This window comes from Amycolatopsis sp. NPDC028719, assembly GCF_055565395.1.
This window is the reverse complement of the sequence record NZ_JBVHUL010000018.1, coordinates 8,766-35,191: the sequence shown is the minus strand read 5'-3', so window position 1 is coordinate 35,191 and position 26,426 is coordinate 8,766. Positions and strand designations below refer to the sequence as shown.

Sequence of the window (26,426 nt, the reverse complement as noted above, 5' to 3'; positions counted from 1 at the left end):
GGAGAGGACACCGTGGCTGAACCACTCACCGTCGGCGTCGACTTCGGCACGCTGTCGGGCCGCGCGGTGGTCGTGCGGGTCCGTGACGGAGCGGAACTCGGCTCCGCCGTGTTCGAGTACCCGCACGGGGTGCTCGACGAGACGCTGCCCGCGACCGGCCGCGCACTGCCGCCGGACTGGGCACTGCAGGTGCCCGCGGACTACGTCGGAGTCCTTCGCCACGCCGTACCGGCGGCGTTGCGGGACGCGGGCGCCGACCCGGCCGACGTCGTCGGCATCGGCACCGACTTCACCGCGTGCACCATGGTCCCCACGACCGCCGACGGCACGCCGCTGTGCGAGCTGCCCGAGTTCGAGGGCAACCCCCACGCCTACGTCAAGCTGTGGAAGCACCACTCGGCCCAGCCGCAGGCCGTCCGGATCAACGAGCTGGCCCGCACCCGCGGCGAGAAGTGGCTGCCGCGCTACGGCGGGCTGATCTCGTCGGAGTGGGAGTTCGCCAAGGGACTCGAGGTGTTCGAAGAGGCCCCGGACGTCTACGCGGCGATGCGGCACTGGGTCGAGGCGGCCGACTGGATCGTCTGGCAGCTGACCGGCTCCTACGTCCGCAACGCGTGCACGGCCGGCTACAAGGGCATCCTGCAGGACGGCCAGTACCCGAGCCGCGACTTCCTCCACGAGCTCGCGCCCGGCTTCGAGTCCTTCGTGGCCGACAAGCTCGACCACCCGCTGGGTCAGCTGGGTTCCCGTGCCGGTTCCCTGTCCGCCGAAGCCGCCGCCTGGACCGGGCTGCCCGAAGGCATCGCGGTCGCGGTCGGCAACGTCGACGCGCACGTCACCGCGCCCGCCGCCCAGGCCGTCGAGCCCGGGCAGATGGTGGCGATCATGGGCACCTCGACGTGCCACGTGATGAACGGCGCCGAGCTGCACGAGGTCCCCGGCATGTGCGGGGTCGTCGACGGCGGCATCGTCCCCGGGCTGTGGGGGTACGAAGCCGGGCAGAGCGGCGTCGGCGACATCTTCGGGTGGTTCGTCGAGCACGGCGTCCCGGCGTCCTACGAGGGCCACGAGCACCTCACCCGGCTCGCCGCCCGGCAGGAGATCGGCGAACACGGCCTGGTCGCGCTCGACTGGCACCTCGGCAACCGGTCGGTCCTGGTCGACCACGAGCTGTCCGGCGTCATCGTCGGCCAGACGCTGGCCACCCGTGCCGAGGACACCTACCGGGCGTTGCTGGAGGCCACCGCCTTCGGTACCCGGAAGATCATCGAGACCTTCGGCGAGGCCGGGGTTCCGGTCACCGAGCTGATCATCGCCGGCGGCCTGGTCAAGAACGCGCTGCTGATGCAGATCTACGCCGACGTCACGAACCTGCCGCTGTCGGTCATCGGCTCCGACCAGGGGCCCGCGCTCGGTTCGGCCATCCACGCGGCCGTCGCGGCCGGAGCCCACCCGGACATCCGCGCGGCCGCCGCGGCGATGGGTTCGGTCGAACGCGCGGTGTACCGGCCGGTGCCCGCGCACGTCGTCGCCTACGACGAGCTGTACGCCGAATACACGGCGTTGCACGACTACTTCGGCCGCGGCGCCAACGATGTCATGCACCGCTTGGCGGCCCGCCGTCGCGCCGTCGCGAAAGGACGATCCTGATGTCCTCCCTGACCGGAGAAGTCCTCGACACCGTCGCCGAGCTGCGGGAAACCGTGGCGAACCTGCACGGCGAGCTGACCCGCAACGCGCTGGTCATCTGGACCGCGGGCAACGTCTCGGCCCGGGTGCCCGGCCGTGAGCTGATGGTGATCAAGCCGTCGGGCGTGTCCTACGACGACCTGTCGGCCGACACCATGGTCGTCACCGACCTGCACGGCGAACTCGTCCACGGCGACCTCGCGCCGTCGTCGGACACCGCCGCGCACGCCTACGTCTACCGGCACATGCCGGAGATCGGCGGGGTCGTCCACACGCACTCGACGTACGCCACCGCGTGGGCCGCGCGCGGCGAGCCGATCCCGTGCGTGCTCACGATGATCGCCGACGAGTTCGGCGGGGAGATCCCGGTCGGGCCGTTCGCCCTGATCGGGGACGACTCCATCGGCCGCGGCATCGTCGAAACGCTGCGCACGAGCCGCTCCAAGGCCGTGCTGATGCGCAACCACGGCCCGTTCACCGTCGGCCGCACCGCCCGCGACGCCGTCAAGGCCGCGGTGATGGTCGAGGACGTCGCCCGCACCGTGCACAAGGCCTTCGAGCTCGGCACGCCCGAACCCCTGCCGCCCGAGGACGTCGACCGGCTCTACGCCCGGTACCAGAACGTCTACGGCCAGCACTGAACTTCCGAGGAGAACGATGACCCGCGCGTCGAAACCCCAGCTCTGGTTCCTCACCGGGAGCCAGGCCCTCTACGGCGAAGAGACCCTCGAGCAGGTCGCCGGCCAGTCCCTGCGGATCCAGCAGCTCCTGGCGGCCGCCGGTGGGCTGCCGGCCGAGATCGTCGGCAAGCCGGTGCTGACCGAAGCTTCGTCGATCCGGCGGGTGCTGCAGGAAGCCAACGCCGACGCCGCCTGCGTCGGCGTCATCGCGTGGATGCACACCTTCTCGCCCGCGAAGATGTGGATCACCGGGCTGGACGCGCTGCGCAAGCCGCTGCTGCACCTGCACACCCAGCTCAACGAAGCCCTGCCGTGGTCCACCATCGACATGGACTTCATGAACCTCAACCAGGCCGCGCACGGCGACCGCGAGTTCGGGTTCATCCAGACGCGCCTCGGAGTGCCGCGGAAGACCGTCGCCGGGCACGTCTCCGACCCGGCCGTCGTCGCGCGGATCGACGCCTGGGCCCGCGCCGCGATCGGCGCCGACCACCTGCGCAACCTGCGGCTGGCGCGGTTCGGCGACAACATGCGCGACGTCGCCGTCACCGAGGGGGACAAGGTCGAGGCCGAGCTGCGGTTCGGCGTCTCGGTCAACACCTACGGCGTGAACGACCTGGTGGAACTGGTCGATCAAGTTGCCGATGTGGACTCGCTCGTCGCCCAGTACGCCGAGGACTACGACGTCGTCCCGGAGCTGGCGGCCGGGGGAGCGCGGCACGAGTCGCTCCGGTACGCGGCCAGGATCGAAGCGGGCCTGCGCAAGTTCCTCACCGACGGCGGGTTCGGGGCGTTCACCACGAACTTCGAGGACCTCGGCGGCCTGCGCCAGCTGCCCGGCCTCGCGGTGCAGCGGCTGATGGCCGACGGCTACGGCTTCGGCGGCGAGGGCGACTGGAAGACCTCGGCGCTGCTGGCCGCGGTCAAGGCGATGGGCGTGGGCGCCGAGCGCGGCACGTCGTTCATGGAGGACTACACCTACCACTTCGGGCCGGGCACGCCGAAGATCCTCGGCGCGCACATGCTGGAGGTCTGCCCCAGCATCGCGGCCGCGAAGCCGTCGTGCGAGATCCACGCCCTCGGCATCGGCGGCCGCGAGGACCCCGTCCGGCTGGTGTTCGACGCCGCGCCCGGCCCCGGTGTCACCCTCGGCCTGGTCGACCTCGGCGACCGGTTCCGCCTGGTGGCCAACGAGATCGAGGTCGTCGCGCCCGACGAGCCGCTGCCCAACCTGCCCGTGGCGCGGGCGGTGTGGGAGCCGGCGCCGTCGCTGTCGACGTCCGCCGAATCGTGGATCACGGCCGGCGGCCCGCACCACACCGTGCTGACCCAGGCGGTGAGCACCGAAACCCTTCGCGACTTCGCGAACCTGCTCGGGGTCGAGCTGCTGGTGATCGACAAGGACACCACGCCGCACGGCTTCGCCGACCGCATCCGCTGGAACCAGGCCTACCACCGCCTCGCCCAAGGGTTCTGACGCGGCACTTTCACGTGAAAGTGCCGGGTCGTTGAGAAAGGAAGAAAGAACGATGAAGTTCACCAGAACAATGGCGGGGATCGCCGCCGCGGGGCTCGTGCTCACGCTCTCGGCGTGCGGTTCGAGCCAGAAGACCGCCGACCAGGCGGCGGCACCGGGCGCCACGAGCGCGGCGGGTGCCCTGGTCGGCGTCACCATGCCGACGAAGTCGTCGGAGCGCTGGATCCACGACGGCGACAACATCAAGTCGGCGCTGGAGAAGCTCGGGTACAAGGTCGACCTGCAGTACGCCGAGAACGACATCCCGACGCAGGTCAACCAGATCGAGAACCAGATCACCAAGGGCGCGAAGCTCCTGGTCATCGCCTCGATCGACGGCACCGCCATCACCACGCAGCTGCAGGAGGCGGCCGACCGCAAGATCCCGGTCATCGCCTACGACCGGCTGATCCGCAACTCGCCCAACGTCGACTACTACGCCACCTTCGACAACTTCAAGGTCGGCGTCGAGCAGGCGAACTCGCTGGTCAAGGGGCTGGGCAACGGCCCGGGGCCGTTCAACGTCGAGCTGTTCGCCGGTTCGCCGGACGACAACAACGCGACGTTCTTCTTCAACGGCGCGATGTCCGTCCTCAAGCCGCTGATGGACAGCGGCAAGCTGGTGGTCAAGAGCGGGCAGACCGACTTCGCCCGCGCGGCCATCCTGCGCTGGGACCCGGCCACCGCGCAGCGCCGCATGGAGGACCTGCTCACCAAGACCTACACCGGTGGTGCCAAGGTCGCCGGCGTCCTTTCGCCGTACGACGGCCTGTCGATCGGCATCCTCTCGGCGCTGAAGAGCAACGGCTACGGCACCGCCGGCCAGCCGTACCCGATCGTCACCGGGCAGGACGCCGAGGTCGCCTCGGTCAAGTCCATCATCGCCGGTGAGCAGTACTCGACGGTCTTCAAGGACACCCGCATCCTCGCCGACACCACGGTGAAGATGGCCGACGCGGTGCTCAAGGGCGGCAAGCCCGAGGTCAACAACACGACCGACTACGAGAACGGCAAGAAGGTCGTCCCGTCGTTCCTGCTGCAGCCGGTGACCGTCGACAAGGCCAACTACCAGAAGGAACTCGTCGACTCGGGCTACTACACGGCAGGTCAGCTGAAATGACCGAACTGCTCGGCATGCGCGGGATCACCAAGACCTTCCCCGGGGTCAAGGCGCTGTCGGACGTCACCCTTTCCGTGAACAGCGGCGAGATCCACGCGATCTGCGGGGAGAACGGCGCCGGGAAGTCCACCTTGATGAAGGTGCTTTCCGGCGTCTACCCGCACGGGACGTACGACGGTGAGATCCACTTCGACGGGCAGCGGTGTGAGTTCGGTTCGGTGCGCGACAGCGAGCGGCGCGGAATCGTGATCATCCACCAGGAGCTCGCGCTGTGCGGGCAGCTCTCGATAGCCGAGAACATCTTCCTCGGCAACGAACGCGGCAAGCGGGGCTGGATCGACTGGAACCGCACCAACCACGAGGCCGGCGCGCTGCTCAAGCGCGTCGGCCTCGCCGAAAACCCCACGAGGGCGGTGCAGGAACTCGGTGTCGGCAAGCAGCAGCTCGTCGAGATCGCCAAGGCACTGTCCAAAGAGGTCAAGCTGCTGATCCTCGACGAGCCCACCGCGGCGCTCAACGACGACGACTCGGCCCACCTGCTCGACCTGCTGCGCGGGCTGCGGGACGAGGGCGTGACGTGCGTGATCATCTCGCACAAGCTCGGCGAGGTGACGGCGATCGCCGACACCGTCACGATCCTGCGTGACGGCAGGACGATCGAGACGCTCGACGCGGCGGGGCTGACGGAAGAGCGCATCATCACCGGGATGGTCGGGCGCGACCTCGAGCACCGGTTCCCGCCCCGGGAGCCGGATATCGGCGAAGAGGTGCTGCGGATCGAGGACTGGACGGTGCACAGCCCCACCCAGGCCGGCCGGGTCGTCGTCGACCACGCGTCGCTTTCGCTGCGGCGCGGGGAGATCGTCGGCCTCGCCGGGTTGATGGGCGCCGGCCGCACCGAACTCGCGATGAGCGTGTTCGGCCGGTCGTGGGGCAAGGACATCTCCGGGCGGATCCTCAAGCACGGCGAGGAGATCGACGTCCGGACGGTGCGCGACGCCGTCCGCCACGGCATCGCCTACGCCACCGAGGACCGGAAGCGCTACGGGCTCAACCTGATCGAGGACATCCAGCGCAACGTGTCCGCGGCGGGGCTCGGCAAGCTGGCCAAGCGCGGCTGGGTCAACGAGCACGCCGAGCACGACACGGCCGTCGGGTTCCGCCGGGACCTGCGGATCAAGGCACCGACCGTGCGCAGCGTGACCGGAAAGCTCTCCGGCGGCAACCAGCAGAAGGTCGTGCTGGCCAAGTGGATCTTCACCGACCCGGACGTGCTGATCCTCGACGAGCCGACCCGCGGCATCGACGTCGGCGCGAAGTTCGAGATCTACACGATCATCAACGAGCTGGCCGCGCAGGGGAAGGCCGTGCTGGTCATCTCCTCCGAGCTGCCGGAACTGCTCGGGCTCTGCGACCGGATCTACGCGCTGTCGGCGGGACGGATCACCGGTGAAGCGACCCGCGAACAAGCGACCCAGGAACTGCTCATGCAGTACATGACCAAGGAACGGCAATGACCACGACCGAAGCGCGTCCCGACGCGCCCCCGGCCGAGCGCTCCGCCCGGCGGATCTCGATCAACCCGCGCCAGAGCGGCATCTACGTCGCGTTCGCGCTGATCGTCGTGTTGTTCGAGGTGCTCACCGGCGGTGCGCTGCTGGAACCGCAGAACATCTCCAACATCATCGTGCAGAACTCCTACGTGCTGATCCTCGCGATCGGGATGATCCTGGTGATCATCTCCGGGCACATCGACCTGTCCGCCGGGTCGGTCGTCGCGATGACCGGCGCGGTGTCGGCGGTGCTGATGGTGAACTGGCAGCTGCCGTGGTTCTGGGCGGTGCTGATCACCCTCGTCGTCGGCGCGGTGATCGGCGCGTGGCAGGGCTACTGGGTCGCCTACTTCGGGATCCCGGCGTTCATCGTGACGCTGGCCGGGATGCTGGCGTTCCGGGCGCTGACCCTGACGGTGCTGGGCAACCAGGGCATCGGCCCGTTCCCGGACGCGATCCGCACGCTGTCCAACGGCTTCACCGACGGCTACCTGGGCAACATCGGCCTCGGCCCGCTCGGCGGCGCCGACCTGGTGTCGCTGCTCGCCGGTGTCGTCGCGGTGGCCGGGATCGCGTTCACCCAGTGGCGCAAGCGCTCGGCGCGCCTGGGCTACGGCCAGGACGTCGACCCGCTCGGCATCTTCGTGCTGAAGATCGCCGGGATCGCGGTGCTGGTGCTCGCCCTGGTGGTGCAGCTGGCGCGGTTCAAGAACCTGCCGTGGGTGCTGATCCTGCTGGCGGTGCTCGTGCTCGGCTACTCGCTGGTGGCGGGCAAGTCGGTGTTCGGCAGGCACATCTACGCCGTCGGCGGCAACCTGCAGGCCGCGACCCTGTCCGGGGTCAAGGTCAAGTCGGTGACGTTCTGGATCTTCGTCAACATGGGCGTGCTGGCGGCCCTGGCGGGGATCATCTTCGCGGGCCGGCTCAACCAGGCGGGCCCGACAGCCGGCGTGAACTTCGAGCTGGACGCGATCGCGGCGGCGTTCATCGGCGGCGCGGCGGTCCAGGGCGGCGTGGGCAAGGTCGTCGGGGCGATCACCGGCGGCCTGATCATGGCCGTGATCAACAACGGGATGTCCCTGATCGGCGCGCCGAGCGAGCGGGTGATGCTGGTGAAGGGCGTCGTGCTGCTGGCAGCGGTCGCGTACGACATCTGGACGAAACGCCGCGCGGCTTCCTAGTCGACGGCGTCGAAAGGGGCTTTCCCGGTCGACGGGAAAGCCCCTTTCTTTTTCGAAGTTCTCGAATTGCTTGACCGGGTGGTAACGGGACGGTCATAGTGCTGGTGATTCCCTCACCAGTGGAGGACATTCCCATGCACAAAGCCGTGCGTTCCCTTGTGGTTTCCTTGACTGTGGCCGCTTCCGTGGTCACCTCGGCCGGTGTCGCCACGGCGGCGACGTGGTCGTCCTCGGATAAATGGGCGACCTGGTCCAACGGTGGCTACACCGTCCGCAACGACGTCTGGGGCAGTGGTGCCGGCCCGCAGACCATCTGGGCGAATTCGTATTCGAACTTCGGGGTCTGGTCCGACCAGCCGAACACCGGCGGCGTGAAGACGTACCCGCATTCGGCGAAGAACGTCGGCAAGAAGCTCAGCGCGCTGAGCCGCGTCTCCAGCAGTTTCTCCGTGACGCGCCCGGGTAGCGGCGCTTACGAGACCGCTTACGACATCTGGGCCGACAACAACGCCTACGAAACCATGCTGTGGATGAACAAGCAGGGCGCGGTGGGCCCGCTCGGCAGCAAGCAGGCCACCGCGACCGTCGGCGGCCACACCTGGGACGTCTACAAGGGATCGAACGGCTCGAACGCGGTGTTCTCGTTCGTCCGGACGTCGAACACGAACGCGGGCACGGTCGACGTCCTGGCGGTGCTGAACTGGATCCGTGCCCGCGGGTGGTTCGGCGACGTGACGCTCGGCGAAGTCCAGTTCGGCTTCGAGATCACCTCGTCCGCCGGTGGGCTGGACTTCGCCGCGAACAGCTATTCGGTCACCAGTTCCTGACGGCTTTCCTACTGCTTGCAGCGCTGGCCGGTGTTGATGCACTTGACGACCTGGTTCATCAGCCGCTGGCCCATGACGTTGGCGAAGTCGTCGTGGTCCGAGCGCGGGTTGTGGCTCTCCTGCGGGAAGGCGTCCACTTTGTACTGGCCCTTGACCTGGATGTCGTGCGGGATGTCGTAGACCAGCTTGATGACCAGCTGCGGCACGTTCTTGAACCCCTGCGGGCACTTGCCCTGCTGGTCGGCGAACACGATGTGCGTACGGTGGTTCGCGCTGTCGATGTTCTTGCCGTCCCAGCAGTTCGGGAAGGCGTGGATGCGCTCGACCTTGCTGTTCGCCGGGCAGATCGGGTAGTGGTCGGTGAGCCGGTCCTCGAAGCCGGTGCAGGTCCAGCTGGGCCGGGCGTTGGCCGGGCCGTTGGTGCTCTGCTTGGCGTCGCCGTAGAGGATGCGCAGGAACTGCGGCATCGCGACGACCTTGCTCGCGCCGCCGCTGGTGAACGTGAGCGTCGCCGAGCGGACGCGCTGGATCTCGCCGTCGTTGCCGGCGACCTCGTTCTGCTCGTTGACGCCGGGCAGTTCGGCGGGCTGGCCGGTGCTGTTCTGGCCGCCGTTGTCGAGGCCGCCCTGGCCGTTCTGCTTGAGCACGCACGCCGCGAGCCCACCCAGGTTCGTCGGCTTCGCCGCCCGGCGGCCGATCGCGATGGCGATCCGGTCGATCGTCGCGGCGCGCTTGTCCTTCAGCGGGCCGACCACGGCGTTCTGGACGTCCTGCGGGGTCTTCAGGTCGCCGTTGGCGATCCGGGCGTTCGCTTCGTCGATCTGCTTGTCGAGCAGGTCGAGGTTGCGGTCCACCTCGTCCATCGCCTGGTCCGGGACGTCGGGGAGCTTGCTCGCGACGTCCGGGCAGTCGACCTGGCTGCTCGCCTTGTCCTTCGCGCTGCCGGTGCGGTCGGGCTGCGTGGCGGGCGGGTTTTCGTCCTCTTCGCCGGTGTCGATGCGGACCACGGGCCAGAAGTAGGCGGACTTGTCGCCGTTCTTGCACGTCGTGCCGGCCTTGGCCAGGCTCTTGTTGTTCGAATCGGCGTTCGTCGAAAAGTTGCCGACGTAGTCGTGCAGGTGCTGGGCGCCGTTCTTGACGCCGGGCTGCGCGATGAAGTTGTCGGGGTTGAAGTGCTGGTTCTCGTTGCGCCCGCAGTCCACGGTGAACGTGCCGCGCGCGCCCTTCTGCTGCAGCGCTTTGTTCACGTTAACACCGGCCGGGACCTTCGCGATGTCGAGGAAGAACGACGCGTCGGCGGAGTCCGCGCTGGCTTCGCCGGTACGGCCGGCGGTGGTCGCGACGACGATGCCGCCGACGGCGAGCGCGAGGGCTAGGCCGCCGGTCGCGATCTTGGTGCGGCGGGTGATGCGATGTCTGCCCGTGGCGGGGGAGGTTTTCCGGGGCATGGTCACCTTCTTCGGTTTTCCGGGCACGACGGGGTACGGCTGCGTGCCCGCGGGGGAGACGTGCGGAACCCGGGGGAGTGGCACCGCGGCCGCGGAGGTCGGGGGACCGCGCCCGGTGTCACTGGTTCCGGCACTGGCTGAAACGGCTCCGGCGCGAGCCCGGTTCAGAGGGGCCTTCTCGCGTTATCGTTTCGTTATTTATGGAAAGTGAAGGAAGTTCACGTCCGTGGGTGTGATCGTTAACATCGGCTCATGCCCGTGGACGACGCAGGTCCCCTCCGCACGCGAGCCCGGCAGCACCGGGGCACGCTCGGGGTGATCGCCACGGGAACCGCCGCGTCGGGCCCGGTCCTGAACGGCCTGCGCGCGGCCGCGCGCGAACACGGGTACGCCCTCGTCGTCTTCAGCGTGCCCGGCCGCGGCCGCTCGGCGGTCCCGGCCGCGGTGGCCGGCCTGCGGCTGCAGGGCGTGGCGGGGATCATCCTGCTCGACCCGCACCTGTTCGCCGAGCACCCGCCGGTCGTCGGCGTCCCGCTGGTCCCAGCCGCGGCGGCCGACCAGTACGACGGCGCCAGGCGGGCCACCGAGCACCTCCTCGAACTCGGCCACCCGACGGTCTGGCACGTCGGCGGCCCGGAGGACGCGCCGATCGCCCGCGCCCGCGAACGCGGCTGGCGCGAAACCCTGGAACGGCACGGCGCGGACGTGCCGCCGGTGGTCCGCGGCGACTGGTCGGCCCGGTCCGGATACCGGGCCGGGCAGTCGCTCGCCGTCGAAGTCCGGATGTGCGCGGTGTTCACGGCCAACGACCACATGGCCCTCGGGCTGCTCGCGGCGTTCACCGAAGCGGGCGTGCGGGTCCCGCGCGACGCCCACGTGGTCGGCTTCGACGACGTCCCCGAGGCGGCCTACTTCCCGCCCCCGCTGACGACCGTCCGCCAGGACTTCGTCGCCGCCGGCCGCCAGACGCTGGTGGTGCTCGCCGCCGCGATGGACGGCGTGGTACCGCTGCCGCGCACGACAGTGGACGCCGAGCTGGTGGTCCGGGAAAGCAGCCGGCCGTCCCGGTTGTGAGTGGGAAACCCGTTCCGGGGTACCGCTAGAGCGTCAGGCGGTTCCCGAGTTCGCGGACGTGGTCCGCGGTGCCGCAGCCGAGGTCCAGCTGGCGGCGGCGCTCCGCCACGAACGCACGGCCCAGGCCGGTGCGGTCCGATGTGGACATCGTGCGGCGCAACTCGTTCAGCAGCCCGCGTTCCTCACCGCGGACGTGCGCGTCCACCACGTTCTCCAAACGCAGCAACGCCTTCTCGAAGTCGTCGGTTTCGAGGACGGCCAAGAGGTCGTCGGCGAAGGGATCCCCTGCGGAGTCCGGGCGGACGATCCGCTCGGTCGCCGTCGCGTGGGCGACCAGCAGGGCCGCCAGCTCCGCGACCAGGGCCGGGCGGTCGGCCTCGGTGTTGCGCAGGTCCCGGAACAGCTGCTCGAACCGGCGGTGGTCGGCCAGCAGCACCTCGACCAGGTCGGATCCCGGCGCGACCGCGGCCGGGCCGGGGCGCATCCAGCCGAACGTCAGCTCCACGGCCTGGCGCCAGTGCGCGTACTCGGAGTCGCGGCGGGCCGGGTCCATCGCGGGCAGCCACTGCCCGGCGCGGTGCCAGTTGCGCCGAAGCCCCTCCAGATCCGGCCAGTACCCGACCGACAGGCCGGCCGCGTACGCCGCGCCGAGCGACACCGTCTCCGCGACCATCGGGCGGACCACCGGCACGTCGAGGACGTCCGCGACGAACTGCATGAGCAGGTTGTCGGCGGTCATCCCGCCGTCGACCTTGAGCGTCTTCAGCGCCAGGCCCGAGTCGGCGTTCATCGCGTCGACGACCTCGCGGGTCTGCCAGCCGGTCGCCTCCAGCACCGCCCGCGCCAGGTGGCCCTTCGTGATGTACGACGTCAGCCCGGCGATCACCCCGCGGGCCTCGCTGTGCCAGTGCGGCGCGAACAGCCCGGAGAACGCGGGCACGATGTAGCAGCCGCCGTTGTCCTCGACCGTCCGGGCGAGCGTCTCGATCTCGGGGGCGCTGCCGATCAGCTCCAGGCCGTCGCGGAACCACTGCACCAGCGACCCGGTGACGGCGATCGAGCCTTCGAGGGCGTACACCGCGGGCTCGTCGCCGATCTTGAACCCCACCGTGGTGAGCATGCCGTGGGTGGACAGCACCGGCGTGGAACCGGTGTTGAGCAGCAGGAAGCTGCCGGTGCCGTACGTGCACTTCGCCTCACCGGGCGCGAAGCACGTCTGGCCGAACAGCGCGGCCTGCTGGTCGCCGAGCGCCGCCGCGATCCGGATGCCGGGCACCACGCGCGAAGTGGTGCCGTAGACCTCGGTGGAGGAGCGGATCTCCGGCAGCATCGCGCGCGGGACATCGAAGAAGTCGAGCAGCTCGTCGTCCCAGTTGAGGGTGCGCAGGTTCATCAGCATGGTGCGCGAGGCGTTGGTGACGTCGGTGATGTGCACGCCGCCTTCGGCGCCGCCGGTGAGGTTCCAGATCAGCCAGCTCTCGATGGTGCCGAAGAGGATGTCCCCGCGCTCGGCGCGTTCACGCAGGCCGGGCGTGCGTTCGAGCAGCCAGCGCACGCGCGGCGCGGAGAAGTACGTCGCCAGCGGGAGGCCGCACAGCTGCCGGACGCGGCCGGCGCCGGGTTCGCGGGCCAGCTGTTCGAGCATGGCGTCGGTGCGGGTGTCCTGCCAGACGATGGCCCGCCCGATCGGGTTGCCGGTGTGCCGGTCCCAGAGGACGGTGGTTTCGCGCTGGTTGGCGATCCCGAGGCCGACGACCTGCTCCGCGGTGGCGCCGGCGTCGGCCAGGGCCTGCGGCACGATCCGCGCGACGTTCCGCCAGATCTCGACGGCGTCGTGCTCCACCCAGCCGGGCCGCGGGAAGTGCTGCTGGTGTTCCCGCTGCACGACCGAGACGAGCCGGCCGCGCGCGTCGAACAGGATGCACCGGGTGGAGGTGGTGCCCTGGTCGATGGACATCACGTACCGCTGGACCACGTACTCACCTTCCTCGACTCGGGCGCGCCGGCGCGAGCCCGCGGACGGGCGCAGTCGGGCGTGGGCGTGGTGCGGCCGGCTCGGCGGGCGCACCCCGAGGGAACACCGCATGCGGTGCTGCCGGCTTGCTTGGCGCTGCCAGCGGGCGAGGTGCGGCGAGCGCGGCTGATGTCGCCGGCGTGGGCGCCGCCGGCCGGGATCGCGAAGCCGGCCCGCGAGGCGCCGAAGCGGCGAGGGGCCATGCCGGGCACCTCCTTCACCATCGGGACGCGCCCAGGTCACGCGAAACCGCGCGCGCCGCGTCGCGGACGTGGCCCAGCAGCTTCGGGTGGGGGCCGCCGTCGTGCTCGCAGATGCGCTCGACCGCTCCCGACACGCCGATCGCGCCGACCACGATGCCGCCGTGGCCGCGGATCGGGGCCGCGATGCCCGCCTCTCCGGAAATCATCTCGCCGTTCTCCACCGCCCAGCCTGCCTCGCGTACCTTCGCACACTCGCGCTTGATCGCCGTCTGGGTGACCAGTGTGCGGCGCGTGTACGGCTCCGGCGTGGCCTTCAACGTCGTGTCGTAAGCCAGCAGGACCTTCCCCAGCGCCGTCGCGTGCAGGGGCAGCAGGGTGCCGACGTCCAGGGTCTGCAGGCTGTCGTCCGGGCGGAACACGTGGTGCACGACCAGCACCCGGCCCTCCAGGGGCGCGCCGATCCGGACCGCTTCGCCGCTGCGGGACGCCAGCGCGTCGGCCCAGTTGATCGCGCGGGACCGCAGCTCGTTGACGTCCAGGTAGCTGGTGCCCAGGTGCAGCAGCGTGGCCCCGAGCTGGTACTTGCCCGTGTCGCGGTCCTGCTCGACGAACCCGACGCCCTGCAGCGTCCGCAGGATTCCGTGCGCCGTCCCCTTCGCCAGTTCGAGGGACTCGGCGATCTCGCCGACCCCGAGCCGGCCCGAGCCGCGCGCCAGCAGCTTGAGGATGGCGGCGGCGCGCTCGATGGACTGGATCGGACCCGGCACGTCCGCGACCCTAGCCCGACCGGCTCCGATTCGACAATGTCGAACATCGTCTTCGCGCGTTCGACAATGCCGACCCGGTCGCGTTGACCGGGTGTTTTCCCGAACCTAGCTTTCACTCGCCAGGGGGAAGAACGGTCCTTTGTGGAGGAAGCAATGGTGCGAAACCTCAAGGCCCACGGACTCGCCGGCGAGATGGCCGCCGAGTTCGTGGGGACGATGATCCTCATCCTGTTCGGGTGCGGGGTGGTGGCGCAGGTCGCCGCCGCGGGCATCGGGGACCACGACAGCATCGCCTGGGCCTGGGGCCTCGGCGTCACGCTCGGCGTCTACGTCGCTTCGCGGATCAGCGGCGCGCACCTGAACCCCGCCGTGACCGTCGCCCTCGCGGTCTTCAAGGGCTTCGACTGGCGCAAGGTCGCCCCCTATGCCCTGGCGCAGACCGCCGGCGCGTTCCTCGCCGCGCTGCTCGTGCGCTGGAACTACACCGAGGTGCTCAACGCCAAGGACCCCGGCCTCACGATCAAGACCCAGGGCGTGTTCTCCACCCTTCCGGGTAACGGGACGCTCCCGGTGGGTGACTGGGGAGCCTTCCGCGACCAGATCATCGGCACCGCGATCCTGCTGATCGTCCTGTTCGCCATCACCGACCTCCGCAACACCTCGCCGGGCGCGAACCTGGCCCCGGTCGTCGTCGGCTTCCTCGTCGTCGCCATCGGCATGGCCTGGGGCACCAACGCCGGCTACGCGATCAACCCCGCCCGCGACTTCGGCCCGCGCCTGGCGTCCTGGCTGACCGGCTACGACACGGCGTGGTCCGACCAGTACGGCTTCCCCTACTGGTGGATCCCGATCGTGGGCCCGATCATCGGCGCCCTCGTCGGCGGCGCGATCTACAAGTACCTGATCGAGCGGTTCCTGCCCGCCGGGGACCCGCTGGACGCCATGCCCGCCAAGGACCTCGAGACCGCCGCCTGAGAAGGAGCACGACCATGCCGGACTTCGTCGGTGCCGTCGACCAGGGCACCACCAGCACCCGCTTCATGATCTTCGACCACGGCGGCAACGAGATCGCCCGCCACCAGCTCGAGCACGAGCAGATCCTGCCCAAGCCCGGCTGGGTCGAGCACGACGCCACCGAGATCTGGGAACGCACCCGCTCGGTCATCGCGACCGCGCTGAACAAGGCCGACCTGACCGCCGGCGACCTCGCCGCGCTCGGCATCACCAACCAGCGCGAGACCACCGTCGTGTGGAACCGCCGCACCGGCCGCCCGTACCACAACGCGATCGTCTGGCAGGACACCCGCACCGACCGGATCGCCTCCGCGCTGGAGCGCTCCGGGAAAGGCGACGTCATCCGCCGCAAGGCCGGCCTCCCGCCCGCGACGTACTTCTCCGGCGGCAAGCTGCAGTGGATCCTCGAGAACGTCGACGGCGTGCGCGAGGACGCCGAAAAGGGCGACGCCCTCTTCGGCACCACCGACTCGTGGCTCATCTGGAACCTCACCGGCGGCCCGGACGGCGGCGTCCACGTCACCGACCCGACCAACGCCTCGCGCACCATGCTGATGGACCTCGAAACCCTCGACTGGGACGACGAGCTGCTGTCGTTCTTCGGCGTCCCGCGGCGGATGCTGCCCGCGATCCGGCCGTCGTCGAACCCCGGCTTCTTCGGCACGACCCGGGCGGACGGCCCGCTCGGCGGCGAGGTCGCGCTCACCGGCGTCCTCGGTGACCAGCAGGCGGCGACCGTCGGGCAGGTCTGCTTCCGGCCCGGCGAAGCCAAGAACACCTACGGCACCGGCAACTTCCTGCTGCTCAACACCGGCCACGAGCTGGTCCGCTCGAAGCACGGCCTGCTCACGACGCTGTGCTACCAGTTCGGCGCCGAGAAGCCGGTGTACGCGCTGGAGGGGTCGATCGCCGTCACCGGATCGGCCGTGCAGTGGCTGCGCGACCAGCTCGGCATCATCAGCGGCGCGTCGCAGAGCGAAAGCCTGGCCCGCCAGGTCGAGGACAACGGCGGCGTCTACTTCGTCCCGGCCTTCTCCGGCCTGTTCGCGCCGTACTGGCGCTCGGACGCCCGTGGCGCGATCGTCGGGCTCACCCGCGCCACGACCAACGCTCATCTCGCGCGGGCCACCCTGGAGGCGATCTGCTACCAGACCCGCGACGTCGTCGAGGCCATGCAGAACGACTCCGGCGTCACGCTCGACGTGCTGCGCGTGGACGGCGGCGTCACCGCCAACGAGCTGTGCATGCAGCTGCAGGCGGACATCCTCGGCGTCCCGGTGTCGAAGCCGGTCGTCGCCGAGACCACCGCGCTCGGCGCCGCCTACGCGGCCGGGCTGGCCGTCGGGTTCTGGAAGTCGACCGACGAGCTGGAGCAGAACTGGAACGAGGACAAGCGCTGGCAGCCGTCGTGGACGGAAGAGCAGCGCGCCGAGGGCTACGCGGGCTGGCAGAAGGCCGTCGGCCGGACGCTCGACTGGGTGGACGTGGAGTGATGATGAGGAGGAGCACCGTGACAGCACTTTCCCCGCAGTACCGCGCGGACGCACTGCGGAAGCTGGTGCGCGAAGAGGTCGACGTCCTGGTGGTCGGCGGGGGAGTGACCGGCGCCGGCGTCGCGCTCGACGCGGCGTCGCGCGGGTTGTCCGTCGCGCTGGTCGAGGCCCGCGACTTCGCCGCCGGCACGTCGAGCCGGTCGTCCAAGCTGATCCACGGCGGCCTGCGCTACCTGGAGCAGCTGGACTTCAAGCTGGTGCGCGAAGCGCTCAAGGAACGCGGGCTGCTGCTGCAGAAGCTGGCCCCGCACCTGGTGCGGCCGGTGAAGTTCCTCGTACCGCTGAAGCACCGGGTGTGGGAGCGCGGCTACATCGGCGCCGGCGTCACGCTGTACGACACGCTCGGCGGCGCCCGCGCGCTGCCGCGGCACCGGCACCTGTCCAAGCGCGGCGCCGCCAAGGTGGCGCCCGGCCTGGCGGACGACGCGCTCATCGGCGCGATCCAGTACTACGACGCCCAGGTCGACGACGCCCGCCACACGATGACCATCGCGCGGACGGCCGCCGAACAGGGCGCTTCGGTGCTGACGCGGGCCCGCGTGACGTCGCTGCTCCGCGACGGCGAGCGCGTGGTCGGGGCGAAGGTCGTCGACCGCGAGAGCGGCGCCGAGATCGAGGTGCGCGCTCGCACCGTGGTGGCGGCGACCGGCGTCTGGAGCGATGACATGGCGGAGGCGGCCGGGATCCCCGCGCCGTTCACCGTGCGCGCGTCCAAGGGCATCCACCTGGTGGTGCCGCGGGAGAAGATCGACCTCGACACCGGGCTGATCCTGCGCACGGAGAAGAGCGTGCTGTTCGTCATCCCGTGGGGCAAGCACTGGCTCGTCGGCACCACCGACACCGAGTGGGACCTCGACCGCGAGCACCCGGCGGCGAGCCGCGCGGACGTCGACTACGTGCTGGAGCACCTCAACGCCGTGCTCCGGATGCCGGTGACGCACGACGACATCGAGGGCGTCTACGCGGGACTGCGTCCGCTGCTGGCGGCGAAGGCGGCCGCGACGACGAAGCTGTCGCGGGAGCACGCGGTGGCGCACCCGGTGCCGGGCCTGGTGATCGTGGCCGGCGGCAAGTACACGACGTACCGGGTGATGGCCTCGGACACCGTCGACGTCGTGGTCGAGGAGCTCGGCCGGCCCGCGCCGCCGTCGTGGACCGACCGGCTGCCGATCGTGGGCGCCGAGGGGTACCACGAACTGTGGGCCGACCGCGGTTCGGTCGCTTCGAAGACGGGGCTGCCGCTGCCGCGGGTCGAGCACCTGCTGCAGCGGTACGGCACGCGGATCTGGAACCTCGTTTCCCTGATCGAGGACCAGCCCGCACTCGGTGAGCCGATCACGGAGACGTCGGAATACCTTCGCGTGGAAGCCGTCTACGCGGTTTCGCACGAGGGCGCGCTGCACCTCGAGGACGTCCTGACCCGGCGGACGCGGATCTCGATCGAGGAACGCGACCGCGGCGTGGCGGCGGCCCCGGTGGTCGCCGGGCTGATCGCCCCGCTGCTGGGCTGGGACACCCACCGCGTCGAGCGCGAGGTGGCCAACTACCTCGCACGGGTGGAAGCGGAGCGCTCGGCACAGGAAGCCCCGGACGACGAGGCGGCGAACGCCACCCGCCTCGCGGCGCCCGCTCTCCTGCCCAGCTGAGGTCCCGGCAAGGTCCGTGAATGTCGCATTGAGGGACGCTACGTCCCTCAATGCGACATTCACGGCTTTGGGCGGCAGCCGAGTTCGGTGAGCACGTAGCGGGCGTTGGCCGAGATGACCGGGTTCGTGTGCCGGTAGTACGGCAGCTGGATCACCGCCATCGACAGCGCGCGGCCGCGGCCGCGCGCCCACGTCGCGTCGTCGGCGCCGATGTGGTCGCGGAACACCTCTTGCGCGGTCCCGGACAGCAGGTTCCAGGCGGGGATCAGGTCGCACGCCGGATCGCCGACCCCGGCGGTGGCCCAGTCGAGGACACCGCACAGGCGGCCATCGCGCAGCAGGAGATTGCTCGGCATCAGGTCCGCGTGCACCCAGCACGGCGGCCCGGTCCACTGTGGAGCATCGAGCGCCTCCGCCCAGCGGGCGAGGGCCGCCGCCGCGTCGAACGGCTCGTCGGTGCGGCTCAGCTCCTCGATCGCCCGGCGGGTGGCCGTGTCCACCGTGGACAGCGGCTGTCCGCGGAAAGCCGGAGGACCGTCCGCCGGGCGCGCCCGCAGCGCACGCACGAACTCCGCCAGGTCCCGGGCCGGTGCGTCCCGGCCTTCGAGCGCCGGTTCGCCGTCCAGCCAGCCGTGCACCGCCCACGGCCACGGATACCCCTCCGCCGGTTCGCCCACGGCGACGACGGCCGGGACCGCCGCCGGCAACCCGCCGAGCACGGTGAGGACGCGCGCTTCCTTCGCGATGTCACCGGCACCGCCCGCGGTCAGGGGCAGCCGGACCGTCAGGTCGTCGCCCAGGCGGTACACGGCGTTGACCGTGCCGCCGGAGGCCAGGGGAGTGACCGGCAGGCCGGCCCACGCCGGGAACTGCCCGCGCACCAGCCGCCCGGCGAGGTCGGTGTCGATGGCGTGCTCGTCGGCGTGCATCCGGCCCATGTGATCACCGAACCACGCACGTCAACGGGGTTTCCGTGACCCCGGGCACCCCGGATTGCACGACGATGCATGGGCGTGCATAATCATTCGCATGTCCAAGGTGCTCACTTCCCTGCCCGTCGGCGAGCGTGTCGGTATCGCCTTCTCCGGTGGCCTCGACACTTCCGTAGCGGTCGCGTGGATGCGCGACAAAGGCGCGGTCCCCTGCACCTACACCGCCGACATCGGCCAGTACGACGAGCCCGACATCGACTCGGTGCCCGGGCGGGCCGGGCAGTACGGCGCCGAGATCGCGCGGCTGGTCGACTGCAAGGAAGCCCTCGTCGAGGAGGGGCTCGCGGCGCTGACGTGCGGCGCGTTCCACATCCGCACCGGCGGCCGCAGCTACTTCAACACCACGCCGCTCGGCCGCGCGGTCACCGGCACGCTGCTGGTGCGCGCCATGCTCGAGGACGACGTCCAGATCTGGGGCGACGGCTCCACCTACAAGGGCAACGACATCGAGCGGTTCTACCGCTACGGCCTGCTGGCCAACCCCTCCCTGCGCGTCTACAAGCCGTGGCTCGACGCGGACTTCGTCACCGAACTCGGTGGCCGCAAGGAAATGTCGGAGTGGCTGCTGGCCCACGACCTGCCCTACCGCGACAGCACCGAGAAGGCCTACTCGACCGACGCCAACATCTGGGGCGCCACGCACGAGGCCAAGTCGCTGGAGCACCTGGACACCGGCATCGAGATCGTCAAGCCCATCATGGGCGTGGCGTTCTGGGACCCCGAGGTCGAGATCGCGGCCGAGGACGTGACGGTCGGCTTCGAGCAGGGCCGGCCGGTGACGATCAACGGCAAGGAGTTCGCCTCCGCCGTCGACCTGGTGCTGGAGGCCAACGCCATCGGCGGCCGCCACGGCCTGGGCATGTCCGACCAGATCGAGAACCGGATCATCGAGGCCAAGAGCCGCGGTATCTACGAGGCCCCGGGCATGGCGCTGCTGCACGCGGCCTACGAGCGGCTCGTCAACGCCATCCACAACGAGGACACCCTCGCCAGCTACCACAACCACGGGCGGCAGCTCGGCCGCCTGATGTACGAAGGCCGCTGGCTGGACCCGCAGGCGATGATGCTGCGCGAGTCGCTGCAGCGCTGGGTCGGCACCGCGATCACCGGCGAGGTCACGCTGCGGCTGCGCCGCGGCGAGGACTACTCCATCCTGGACACCACGGGCCCGGCGTTCAGCTACCACCCGGACAAGCTGTCGATGGAGCGGACCGAGGACTCGGCGTTCGGCCCGGTCGACCGGATCGGCCAGCTGACCATGCGCAACCTCGACATCGCGGACTCGCGGGCCAAGCTCGAGCAGTACGCGAGCCTCGGCATGGTCGGCGGCAACTCGCACCCGAAGCTGATCGGCGCGGCCCAGGCGGCCTCGACCGGACTGATCGGCGCGATGCCCGAGGGCGGCGCCGAGGTGATCGCTTCGCGCGGCAAGACCGACGACGTCGAGCTGCTCGACAACGCCGCGATGGAGTTCGGCACCGACTGACCCCGCGTCAAAGCCTCTGAAGGCCACCATGAGGGCATCCAGTGCCCTCATGGTGGCCTTCAGAGGCATCGGGGGGTCAGGGGATGAGCACGACCTTGCCGGTGACCGTCCCGGATTCGGCCAGGGTCAACGCCTTCGCGGCTTCGGTCAGCGGGATGCGAGCCGCCACCTGCGCCTCGAGCCGGCCCTGCACCGCCAGGTCGAAGACGGCCGTCAGGTCCTCGGCGAGGCGCGCGCGGAACCGGGTGAGGTTCCGCTTGCCGCCCCACACGTTGTAGAAGTGCGTCCGGCGCCGGTTCGGCAGCGCTTTCCACCACAGCAGCCGGGCGACCAGCTTCAGCACGGCCGGCTTCGGGTTGCCCGCGGTGTCCTTGGTGGACGCGCTGCCGTAGGCGACCAGCGTCCCGCCGGGGGCGAGCAGCCGGAACGAGTCGACGATGCCGGGGCCGCCGACGTGGTCGAACACGGCGTCGACCCCGCCGGGCGCCAGCTCGCGCACCCGCGCCGGGACGTCGCCGCGGTAGTCGACGGCAGTGGCGCCGAGCGCGGTGACGACGGCGAGGTTGCGGGCCGAGGCGGTCCCGATCACCTCGATCCCGGCCGCGTGGGCGAGCTGGACGAGCGTGGTGCCGACGCCGCCGCTCGCGCCGTGGACGAGGATCCTGCCGCCGGCCTTCACCCGCGCGATCCGGTGCAGCATCTGATAAGCCGTGATGCCGTTGACCACGAACGTCTCGGCGTCGGCGGCGTCCAGCCCGGCCGGCACCGGGACCAGGTCCGCGGCCGGCACGACGAGGTGGCTGCTCCAGCCGCCGATCTTGGTCATGGCGGCCACCCGCTGCCCGACCAGCGCCGGGTCGCCGGCTTCGAGGACGGTGCCGACGACGTCGTACCCGGGCACGAAGGGGAACGGCGGCTGGTCGTAGTACTTCCCCAGGCGCATCTGCTGCTCGGCGAACGAGATCCCGCTCGCCTCGACGCGGACGAGGGCTTCGCCGGCGCCGGGCCGCGGCAGCTCGCGGTGCTCCACGCGCAGGCCGTCCGGCTCGACGAGGCCGGGGAGGACGATTTCGGTGGTGGTGGGCATGGTGAACTTCCTTCCGAGGGTGAGTGACTGGTCAATCACTCGACGGGCGTGAAAAAGGGCACTTCGGGGGTGGTTCAGTTCTTGCCGGGGTGGCGGATGCCGGCGGCGAGCACGGCGGCCCAGTCGCCGGCGCGCTCGTCGAGGTCGAGGGTGGCGATGAGGTGGCAGAGCTGGCCGTAGGCGATGAAGCGCTGGACCTGCTCGCCGCCGGCGCCGGAGCGCTCGCGGGCGAGTTCGGTGACTTTCGCCAGGCCGCGCCGCACGGCGTCGGCGATCTCGGGCGTGTCGGCGGCCGACTGGGCGTGCACCTGCAGCATGAGCAGGTCCCGGTCGGCGATGAGCTCGGCGTACGCGCCGCCCATCTCGTAAAGGATCTTGCCGGGGTCTTCGCCGTCGGCGCGGGCAGCGCCGTTCGAGAGCGCGTGCGCGACGAGCTCGTAACACCGGTCGAGCGCCGCGACGAAGAGGGAAACCTTGCCGGGGAACAACTTGAAGACGTAGGCGGGGGAGATGTCGGCCCGCGCGGCCACGGCGCTGATCGGCGTGCTGTGGTACCCGCCCTGGGCGAACTCGGCGATGGCGGCGTCGACGACGGCGTCCCGCCGGGCGTCGGAGGTGGAGAGCGTGGCACCGCGTTTCGTCATGTGAGTGACTGTACACTCACTCTCTCCGGCGAAGCAAGCCCCCGGGCGCCGGGGGCTGCTTGCGAGGGCTCAGACGCCCGCGGTGGCGGAGATCCAGTCGCGGTACTTCGTGATGTTGATGTAGGCCGTGTACGACTGGCGGTCGCTCGTCGAGGCGACGCCGACCTGCTTGCCTCCTGTGTACATCGGGCCGCCGGAGTCGCCGCCCGCGGTGATGCCGTCGCCGCGGTTCGCGCACACCGAGACGCCGGCCGCGCCGTCCGGGCAGTCGATCGAGCTGACACTCACCTTCGCGACCTTCAGCAGCTGTGACTGGCACTCGATCTCGGGCTTGTCGGTGCAGGTCGCGCCCCAGCCGTAGACCTCGGCCTGGTCGCCCACCTCGACGTCGCCCTCGCTGCCCAGCGGCGCGTACTCGGTCTGCACCTGCTGGTCGATCTGCACCAGCGCGAGGTCCGAGTCCGGCGCCTCGTGCACGGAGGTCGCGGTGACGGTGGTGCCCTTGGTCTGGTCCAGGTCGCCGACGTGGAAGCTGATCGGCCGGCCGTCCGCGCCCTGCGTGCAGTGGCGGGCCGTGAGGATCCAGTCCGGCGCGATGATCGTCGCCGAGCAGATCTCCTGGCCGCCGGCGAACATCCGGGCCGCGGAGTGGAGTGAGTCGGCATTGCTGCCGTCGATGATGGCCGGCTGGGCGGCCAGGGACGGCGCCGCGGCCGCCAGTGCCGAGAGCAAAACACCGGAGACGACTACGCCGGTTCGCGCGATTCGCACTTTAGGATCAACCTCCCGCCGCGGACCGAGGTCTCGCGGTGACGTGTGGTGAAGGACGCACCTACCGTCACGACTGTGGGTGAATCTCCGGAACCCGCCGATAGTCGGTTGATCCAAAACGCGACTTTCGTCGTGGGCCGTCCGGCCCATCCGGCGCCATGTTCTGGCCCCCTGTCCCGAATGTGCGCGATTCGCTCACGGGCCGCGGCTTCGCCCGGCTACAGTCCCGCTGCTCGGCTCCGCCTGGGGGCGGCCGCGGGAACGGGGTGCTCGATGGGTCCTGAAGTGCGGTTCCACCTGCTCGGACCGCTGGTCGTGACGGTCGACGGGAGGCCGGTGCCGCTCGGCGGCGCGAAGCAGCGGGTGCTGCTGGCCCACCTGCTGCTCAACGCCAACCGGACGGTCGCGCCCGGGCAGCTGCTCGACACGATCTGGCCGGGCGGCCCGCCGACGTCCGCGACCGCCAACCTGCAGACCTACGTGTGGCGGCTGCGCCGGCTGCTGCCGGACGGGCCCGTCCTGCGCACGCACGGCCCGGGCTACTCGCTCGCCGTCGACCCCGGCGCGGTCGACGCGCACCGGTTCACCCGGCTCGTCGCCGACGCCGCGCGGGCCCCCGCCCCGGAGACGGCGCTGAAGCTGCTCGCCGAGGCGGAGTCGCTGTGGCGCGGCGATCCCCTGGCGGACCTGCCGACCGCACCCGCCTGGGACGCCGAGCTCGGGCGGCTCGCGGAGAACCGGCTGGCCGCCGTCGAAGAGCGGCTTTCGCTGCAGGTGCAGCTGGGCCGGCACGACGAGGCGATCGCCGAACTCACCGTGCTGCTGGCCGAACACCCGTACCGGGAACGGCTTTGGCAGCAGTACCTGCTCGCGCTCACCGGTGCGGGCCGGCGGGCCGAGGCGTTGCAGGCGTACTCGACGGCCCGGGAGCGCCTGGTCACGGACCTGGGCGTCGAACCCGGCCCGGAGCTGCGGGCGGTGCAGGCCGCGATCCTCGCGGGCGAACCGGTCGCGGCGCCGCCGGTGGTTCCGCCCCCGCCGCGGCAGCTGCCCGCGGACCTGCCCGACTTCACCGGCCGCGCGGAGTACGTCCGGGAGCTGGAAACCGCGCTGGGCCCGGCGCCGCTCGTCCTGACCGGGGCGCCCGGGACCGGCAAGACGGCGCTGGCCATGCACGTCGCCCACCGCGTCGCGGACCGGTTCCCCGACGGGCAGCTGTACGTCGACCTCGCCGGCACGGGCGCGCCGCTCGACCCGGCCGAGGTGCTCGCCGACTTCCTGCACGCCTGGGGCATCACCGGGAACGCCGTCCCGGCGGGGCTCGGCCGGCGAGCCGCGTTGTTCCGTTCTCGGCTGGCCGGCCGGCGCGTGCTGCTGGTGCTCGACGACGCCGCGACCGCCGCGCAGGTCCGCCCGCTGCTGCCCGGCGACGCCGGGTGCGCGGTGCTGGTGACGACCCGCGGGCGGCTGCCGGAGCTGGCGGGCGCGAGGCACGTCGAGCTGACGGTGTTCGGCGAGCACGAGGCTTCGCGGTTGCTGGCCGGCGTCGCGGGCGTCGACCGGGTGGTCGGCGAACCGGCCGAGGCGGCGGCGATCGTCCGCTGCTGCGGGTACCTGCCGCTGGCGATCCGCATCGCGGGCGCGCGGCTGGCCGGGCGGCAGGCGTGGAGCCTGCGCACGCTGCACGACCGGCTGGCCGACGAAGCCGGCCGGCTGAGCGAACTGCGCGTCGGCGACCTCGGCGTCCGGCCGAGTTTCGAGCTGAGCCTGCGGCAGCTGCCGGAGGACGCGCGGACGGCGTTCTGCCGGGCGGCGGTGCTGGGCGCGCAGGACTTCCCGAGCTGGGTGGTCGACGCGCTGCTGGACCGCGGCGGCACGCACGAGGTGCTCGACGTGCTCGTCGACGCGAACCTCGTCGCCACGGCGGGGCCGGACTCCGGCGGCCATCCCCGCTACCGGCTGCACGATCTCCTGCGGTGCTACGCGGCGGAACTGCTGGCCGCGGAGCCGTCGTCTTCGCGGCGCGAAACCCTCGCCCGGGTGCTGACGGCGTTGCTGGCCATGGCGAAGACCGCCGCGGCGGGGCTGCCCCCGGCGTTCGGCGCGATGACCGGGCCGGCCGTCGGGACACCGGTGGCCACGGCCGCGCCGGGCGCCGACCCGCTGGGCTGGTTCACCGCGGAACGCAAGCTGCTGGCGGCCGCGGTCCAGCTGGCCGCGGACGCCGGCTTCGACGAGCTGGCCTGGCAGCTGACCGCGACAGCCGTCCCGTTCTACGATCTGCGCGGCGCCTACGACGACTGGCGACGCGGCCACCTGACGGCGCTGGCCGCGGTGGAAGCGGCAGGAAACGTCGCGGGAGCGGCGGTCCTGTACCGGGGCCTCGGCCAGGTCCGGCTCTACCACGACGAGTACGCGGCGGCGGTGCGGGACATGGAGCGTTCGGCTTCGCTGTTCGCCTCGCTCGGGGACGTGCGCGGGGAGGCGCTCGCGGTGGCCGGGCTGGGCACGGTGGCGCGGGTCAGCGACCGGCCGCGGGAGGCGCTCGGCTTCTACCGCCGGGCCCTCGCGGGTCTGGAACGGGCCGGCGATCACCGCGGCGTCGCGCAGGTGCGGAATTCCGTGGGGACGACGTATGCGACGCTGGGCTCGTTCGCGGAGGCGGATTCGTGGCTGCGCCGGGCGCGTGAGCTGGCCCGGGAGATCGACGACCCGCACCGCGAGGCGAAGGTCCTCACCGAGCTGGGCACGCTGCACCGGGACACGGGAGCGCTGCCGGAGTCGTTGACGTGCCTGCGGTCGGCGTTGACCATCCTCGAGGAGCTGGCCGACGAGCGGTGCAGCGCGTACGCGCTGCTGGGCATCGGGCAGACGTTGCTGGCGGCGGGCGAGCCGGTCCAGGCGCGCGGGGTGTGCGATCGCGCGTTGCGGGTGTTTCGCGAAACCGGGAACCGGCAGGGCGAGACGACGGGACTGGAGTTGCTGGAGCAGGTCCAGCGGCGACGGACCCCGTCGGCCGCCGGACGGGGGTGAGCCGGCGCGGGGGGGGGGGGGGGGGGGGGGGGGGGGGGGAGGGAACCCCCCACCGCTCACCCACCCTCCCCCCCCTTCCCTCCCTCCCCCCCCCCCCCCCCCCCCCCCCCCCCCCCCCTCCTCCCCCT

At 71.1% G+C, this 26,426-nt stretch carries 20 protein-coding genes; 13 read left to right on the top strand and 7 right to left on the bottom strand.

All coding sequences use genetic code 11. The features are described from left to right. The first annotated feature begins 12 nt into the window (after positions 1-12). The 7 genes from araB (at position 13) to ACZ4TR_RS47800 (ending at position 8,566) form a co-directional block, all read left to right on the top strand. Positions 13-1,650 carry a ribulokinase gene (gene araB, locus ACZ4TR_RS47830; RefSeq protein ID WP_465295697.1) on the top strand — a complete coding sequence of 546 codons (1,638 nt, stop codon included), beginning with the start codon at positions 13-15 and terminating at the stop codon, positions 1,648-1,650. Further along, on the top strand, positions 1,650-2,330 hold the full coding sequence (locus ACZ4TR_RS47825; RefSeq protein WP_364518972.1) for an L-ribulose-5-phosphate 4-epimerase: 681 nt from the start codon (positions 1,650-1,652) through the stop codon (positions 2,328-2,330). The genes araB and ACZ4TR_RS47825 overlap by 1 nt, the downstream gene beginning before the upstream one ends. Before the next feature lie 16 nt (positions 2,331-2,346). Beyond that, positions 2,347-3,846 (top strand): L-arabinose isomerase, encoded by a 1,500-nt coding sequence (gene araA / locus ACZ4TR_RS47820; RefSeq protein WP_364518973.1) that lies wholly within the window; start codon positions 2,347-2,349, stop codon positions 3,844-3,846. Positions 3,847-3,898: 52 nt separating this feature from the next. Beyond that, complete coding sequence (gene chvE, locus ACZ4TR_RS47815; protein WP_364518974.1) at positions 3,899-5,005, top strand: multiple monosaccharide ABC transporter substrate-binding protein; 1,107 nt, start codon at positions 3,899-3,901, stop codon at positions 5,003-5,005. Continuing rightward, positions 5,002-6,522: a multiple monosaccharide ABC transporter ATP-binding protein gene (gene mmsA / locus ACZ4TR_RS47810; protein WP_465295695.1), complete on the top strand. Its 1,521-nt coding sequence runs from the start codon at positions 5,002-5,004 to the stop codon at positions 6,520-6,522. The genes chvE and mmsA overlap by 4 nt, the downstream gene beginning before the upstream one ends. Next, entirely contained in the window at positions 6,519-7,739 is a 1,221-nt protein-coding gene (gene mmsB / locus ACZ4TR_RS47805; protein ID WP_364518976.1) for a multiple monosaccharide ABC transporter permease, read from the top strand. Before mmsA ends, mmsB begins: the two co-directional genes overlap by 4 nt. Positions 7,740-7,873: 134 nt before the next feature. Then, a complete protein-coding gene (locus tag ACZ4TR_RS47800) occupies positions 7,874-8,566 on the top strand; it encodes a glycoside hydrolase family 12 protein (RefSeq protein WP_364518977.1) in 693 nt (230 codons plus the stop codon). Positions 8,567-8,574: 8 nt separating this feature from the next. Here the strand turns inward: ACZ4TR_RS47800 and ACZ4TR_RS47795 are convergent, their stop codons facing one another. After that, complete coding sequence (locus ACZ4TR_RS47795) at positions 8,575-10,014, bottom strand: DUF1996 domain-containing protein (RefSeq protein WP_465295693.1); 1,440 nt, start codon at positions 10,012-10,014, stop codon at positions 8,575-8,577. Positions 10,015-10,266: 252 nt separating this feature from the next. Between ACZ4TR_RS47795 and ACZ4TR_RS47790 the strand changes: the two genes are divergently transcribed. Further along, on the top strand, positions 10,267-11,088 hold the full coding sequence (locus tag ACZ4TR_RS47790; RefSeq protein ID WP_465295691.1) for a substrate-binding domain-containing protein: 822 nt from the start codon (positions 10,267-10,269) through the stop codon (positions 11,086-11,088). A gap of 25 nt (positions 11,089-11,113) precedes the next feature. Here the strand turns inward: ACZ4TR_RS47790 and glpK (ACZ4TR_RS47785) are convergent, their stop codons facing one another. Together glpK (ACZ4TR_RS47785) and ACZ4TR_RS47780 are read right to left on the bottom strand one after the other, a co-directional pair. Further along, positions 11,114-13,063: a glycerol kinase GlpK gene (gene glpK, locus ACZ4TR_RS47785; RefSeq protein ID WP_465295690.1), complete on the bottom strand. Its 1,950-nt coding sequence runs from the start codon at positions 13,061-13,063 to the stop codon at positions 11,114-11,116. A gap of 256 nt (positions 13,064-13,319) precedes the next feature. Further along, positions 13,320-14,072, bottom strand: a complete 753-nt coding sequence (locus ACZ4TR_RS47780) for an IclR family transcriptional regulator (RefSeq protein WP_465295688.1) — start codon at positions 14,070-14,072, stop codon at positions 13,320-13,322. 153 nt (positions 14,073-14,225) lie between these two features. Between ACZ4TR_RS47780 and ACZ4TR_RS47775 the strand changes: the two genes are divergently transcribed. Genes ACZ4TR_RS47775 through glpD form a run of 3 tightly spaced genes read left to right on the top strand, consistent with a single transcriptional unit; the run spans position 14,226 to position 18,285 of the window. After that, positions 14,226-15,047, top strand: coding sequence for an MIP/aquaporin family protein (locus ACZ4TR_RS47775; RefSeq protein WP_465295686.1), 822 nt, complete (start codon positions 14,226-14,228; stop codon positions 15,045-15,047). A gap of 14 nt (positions 15,048-15,061) precedes the next feature. Continuing rightward, positions 15,062-16,579 carry a glycerol kinase GlpK gene (glpK, locus tag ACZ4TR_RS47770; protein WP_465295684.1) on the top strand — a complete coding sequence of 506 codons (1,518 nt, stop codon included), beginning with the start codon at positions 15,062-15,064 and terminating at the stop codon, positions 16,577-16,579. A 2-nt stretch (positions 16,580-16,581) separates the two neighbouring features. After that, positions 16,582-18,285: a glycerol-3-phosphate dehydrogenase gene (glpD, locus tag ACZ4TR_RS47765; protein ID WP_465295682.1), complete on the top strand. Its 1,704-nt coding sequence runs from the start codon at positions 16,582-16,584 to the stop codon at positions 18,283-18,285. A gap of 59 nt (positions 18,286-18,344) precedes the next feature. Here glpD and ACZ4TR_RS47760 read toward each other — a convergent pair whose 3' ends face one another. Beyond that, positions 18,345-19,223 carry an aminoglycoside phosphotransferase family protein gene (locus tag ACZ4TR_RS47760; protein WP_465295680.1) on the bottom strand — a complete coding sequence of 293 codons (879 nt, stop codon included), beginning with the start codon at positions 19,221-19,223 and terminating at the stop codon, positions 18,345-18,347. 91 nt (positions 19,224-19,314) lie between these two features. Between ACZ4TR_RS47760 and argG the strand changes: the two genes are divergently transcribed. Continuing rightward, entirely contained in the window at positions 19,315-20,763 is a 1,449-nt protein-coding gene (argG, locus tag ACZ4TR_RS47755; protein ID WP_364518988.1) for an argininosuccinate synthase, read from the top strand. Between the two features lie 76 nt (positions 20,764-20,839). On the opposite strand, the gene ACZ4TR_RS47750 is transcribed toward argG, so the two are convergent. The 3 genes from ACZ4TR_RS47750 to ACZ4TR_RS47740 all read right to left on the bottom strand — a co-directional run bounded on the left by ACZ4TR_RS47750 (position 20,840) and on the right by ACZ4TR_RS47740 (position 23,265). Next, on the bottom strand, positions 20,840-21,850 hold the full coding sequence (locus tag ACZ4TR_RS47750; RefSeq protein ID WP_465295678.1) for a medium chain dehydrogenase/reductase family protein: 1,011 nt from the start codon (positions 21,848-21,850) through the stop codon (positions 20,840-20,842). Between the two features lie 74 nt (positions 21,851-21,924). Then, positions 21,925-22,494 (bottom strand): TetR/AcrR family transcriptional regulator, encoded by a 570-nt coding sequence (locus ACZ4TR_RS47745; protein WP_465295676.1) that lies wholly within the window; start codon positions 22,492-22,494, stop codon positions 21,925-21,927. A gap of 69 nt (positions 22,495-22,563) precedes the next feature. Further along, the gene (locus ACZ4TR_RS47740; RefSeq protein WP_465295674.1) at positions 22,564-23,265 is read right to left on the bottom strand and encodes a S1 family peptidase; all 702 of its coding nucleotides are present in this window, start codon (positions 23,263-23,265) and stop codon (positions 22,564-22,566) included. A 273-nt stretch (positions 23,266-23,538) separates the two neighbouring features. Here ACZ4TR_RS47740 and ACZ4TR_RS47735 point away from each other — a divergent pair, with 273 nt between their 5' ends. Further along, positions 23,539-26,298, top strand: coding sequence for an AfsR/SARP family transcriptional regulator (locus ACZ4TR_RS47735; protein WP_465295672.1), 2,760 nt, complete (start codon positions 23,539-23,541; stop codon positions 26,296-26,298). Positions 26,299-26,426: the final 128 nt, after the last annotated feature.

Excerpts from the sequence above, each read along its gene's own strand:
- ACZ4TR_RS47825 (WP_364518972.1), top strand. The coding sequence starts at position 1,650 with ATGTCCTCCCTGACCGGAGAAGTCCTCGACACCGTCGCCGAGCTGCGG.
- araA (WP_364518973.1), top strand. The coding sequence starts at position 2,347 with ATGACCCGCGCGTCGAAACCCCAGCTCTGGTTCCTCACCGGGAGCCAG.
- chvE (WP_364518974.1), top strand. The coding sequence starts at position 3,899 with ATGAAGTTCACCAGAACAATGGCGGGGATCGCCGCCGCGGGGCTCGTG.
- mmsA (WP_465295695.1), top strand. The coding sequence starts at position 5,002 with ATGACCGAACTGCTCGGCATGCGCGGGATCACCAAGACCTTCCCCGGG.
- mmsB (WP_364518976.1), top strand. The coding sequence starts at position 6,519 with ATGACCACGACCGAAGCGCGTCCCGACGCGCCCCCGGCCGAGCGCTCC.
- ACZ4TR_RS47800 (WP_364518977.1), top strand. The coding sequence starts at position 7,874 with ATGCACAAAGCCGTGCGTTCCCTTGTGGTTTCCTTGACTGTGGCCGCT.
- ACZ4TR_RS47795 (WP_465295693.1), bottom strand. The coding sequence starts at position 10,014 with ATGCCCCGGAAAACCTCCCCCGCCACGGGCAGACATCGCATCACCCGC.
- ACZ4TR_RS47790 (WP_465295691.1), top strand. The coding sequence starts at position 10,267 with ATGCCCGTGGACGACGCAGGTCCCCTCCGCACGCGAGCCCGGCAGCAC.
- ACZ4TR_RS47775 (WP_465295686.1), top strand. The coding sequence starts at position 14,226 with ATGGTGCGAAACCTCAAGGCCCACGGACTCGCCGGCGAGATGGCCGCC.
- glpK (WP_465295684.1), top strand. The coding sequence starts at position 15,062 with ATGCCGGACTTCGTCGGTGCCGTCGACCAGGGCACCACCAGCACCCGC.
- glpD (WP_465295682.1), top strand. The coding sequence starts at position 16,582 with ATGAGGAGGAGCACCGTGACAGCACTTTCCCCGCAGTACCGCGCGGAC.
- ACZ4TR_RS47760 (WP_465295680.1), bottom strand. The coding sequence starts at position 19,223 with ATGGGCCGGATGCACGCCGACGAGCACGCCATCGACACCGACCTCGCC.
- argG (WP_364518988.1), top strand. The coding sequence starts at position 19,315 with ATGTCCAAGGTGCTCACTTCCCTGCCCGTCGGCGAGCGTGTCGGTATC.
- ACZ4TR_RS47750 (WP_465295678.1), bottom strand. The coding sequence starts at position 21,850 with ATGCCCACCACCACCGAAATCGTCCTCCCCGGCCTCGTCGAGCCGGAC.
- ACZ4TR_RS47745 (WP_465295676.1), bottom strand. The coding sequence starts at position 22,494 with ATGACGAAACGCGGTGCCACGCTCTCCACCTCCGACGCCCGGCGGGAC.
- ACZ4TR_RS47735 (WP_465295672.1), top strand. The coding sequence starts at position 23,539 with ATGGGTCCTGAAGTGCGGTTCCACCTGCTCGGACCGCTGGTCGTGACG.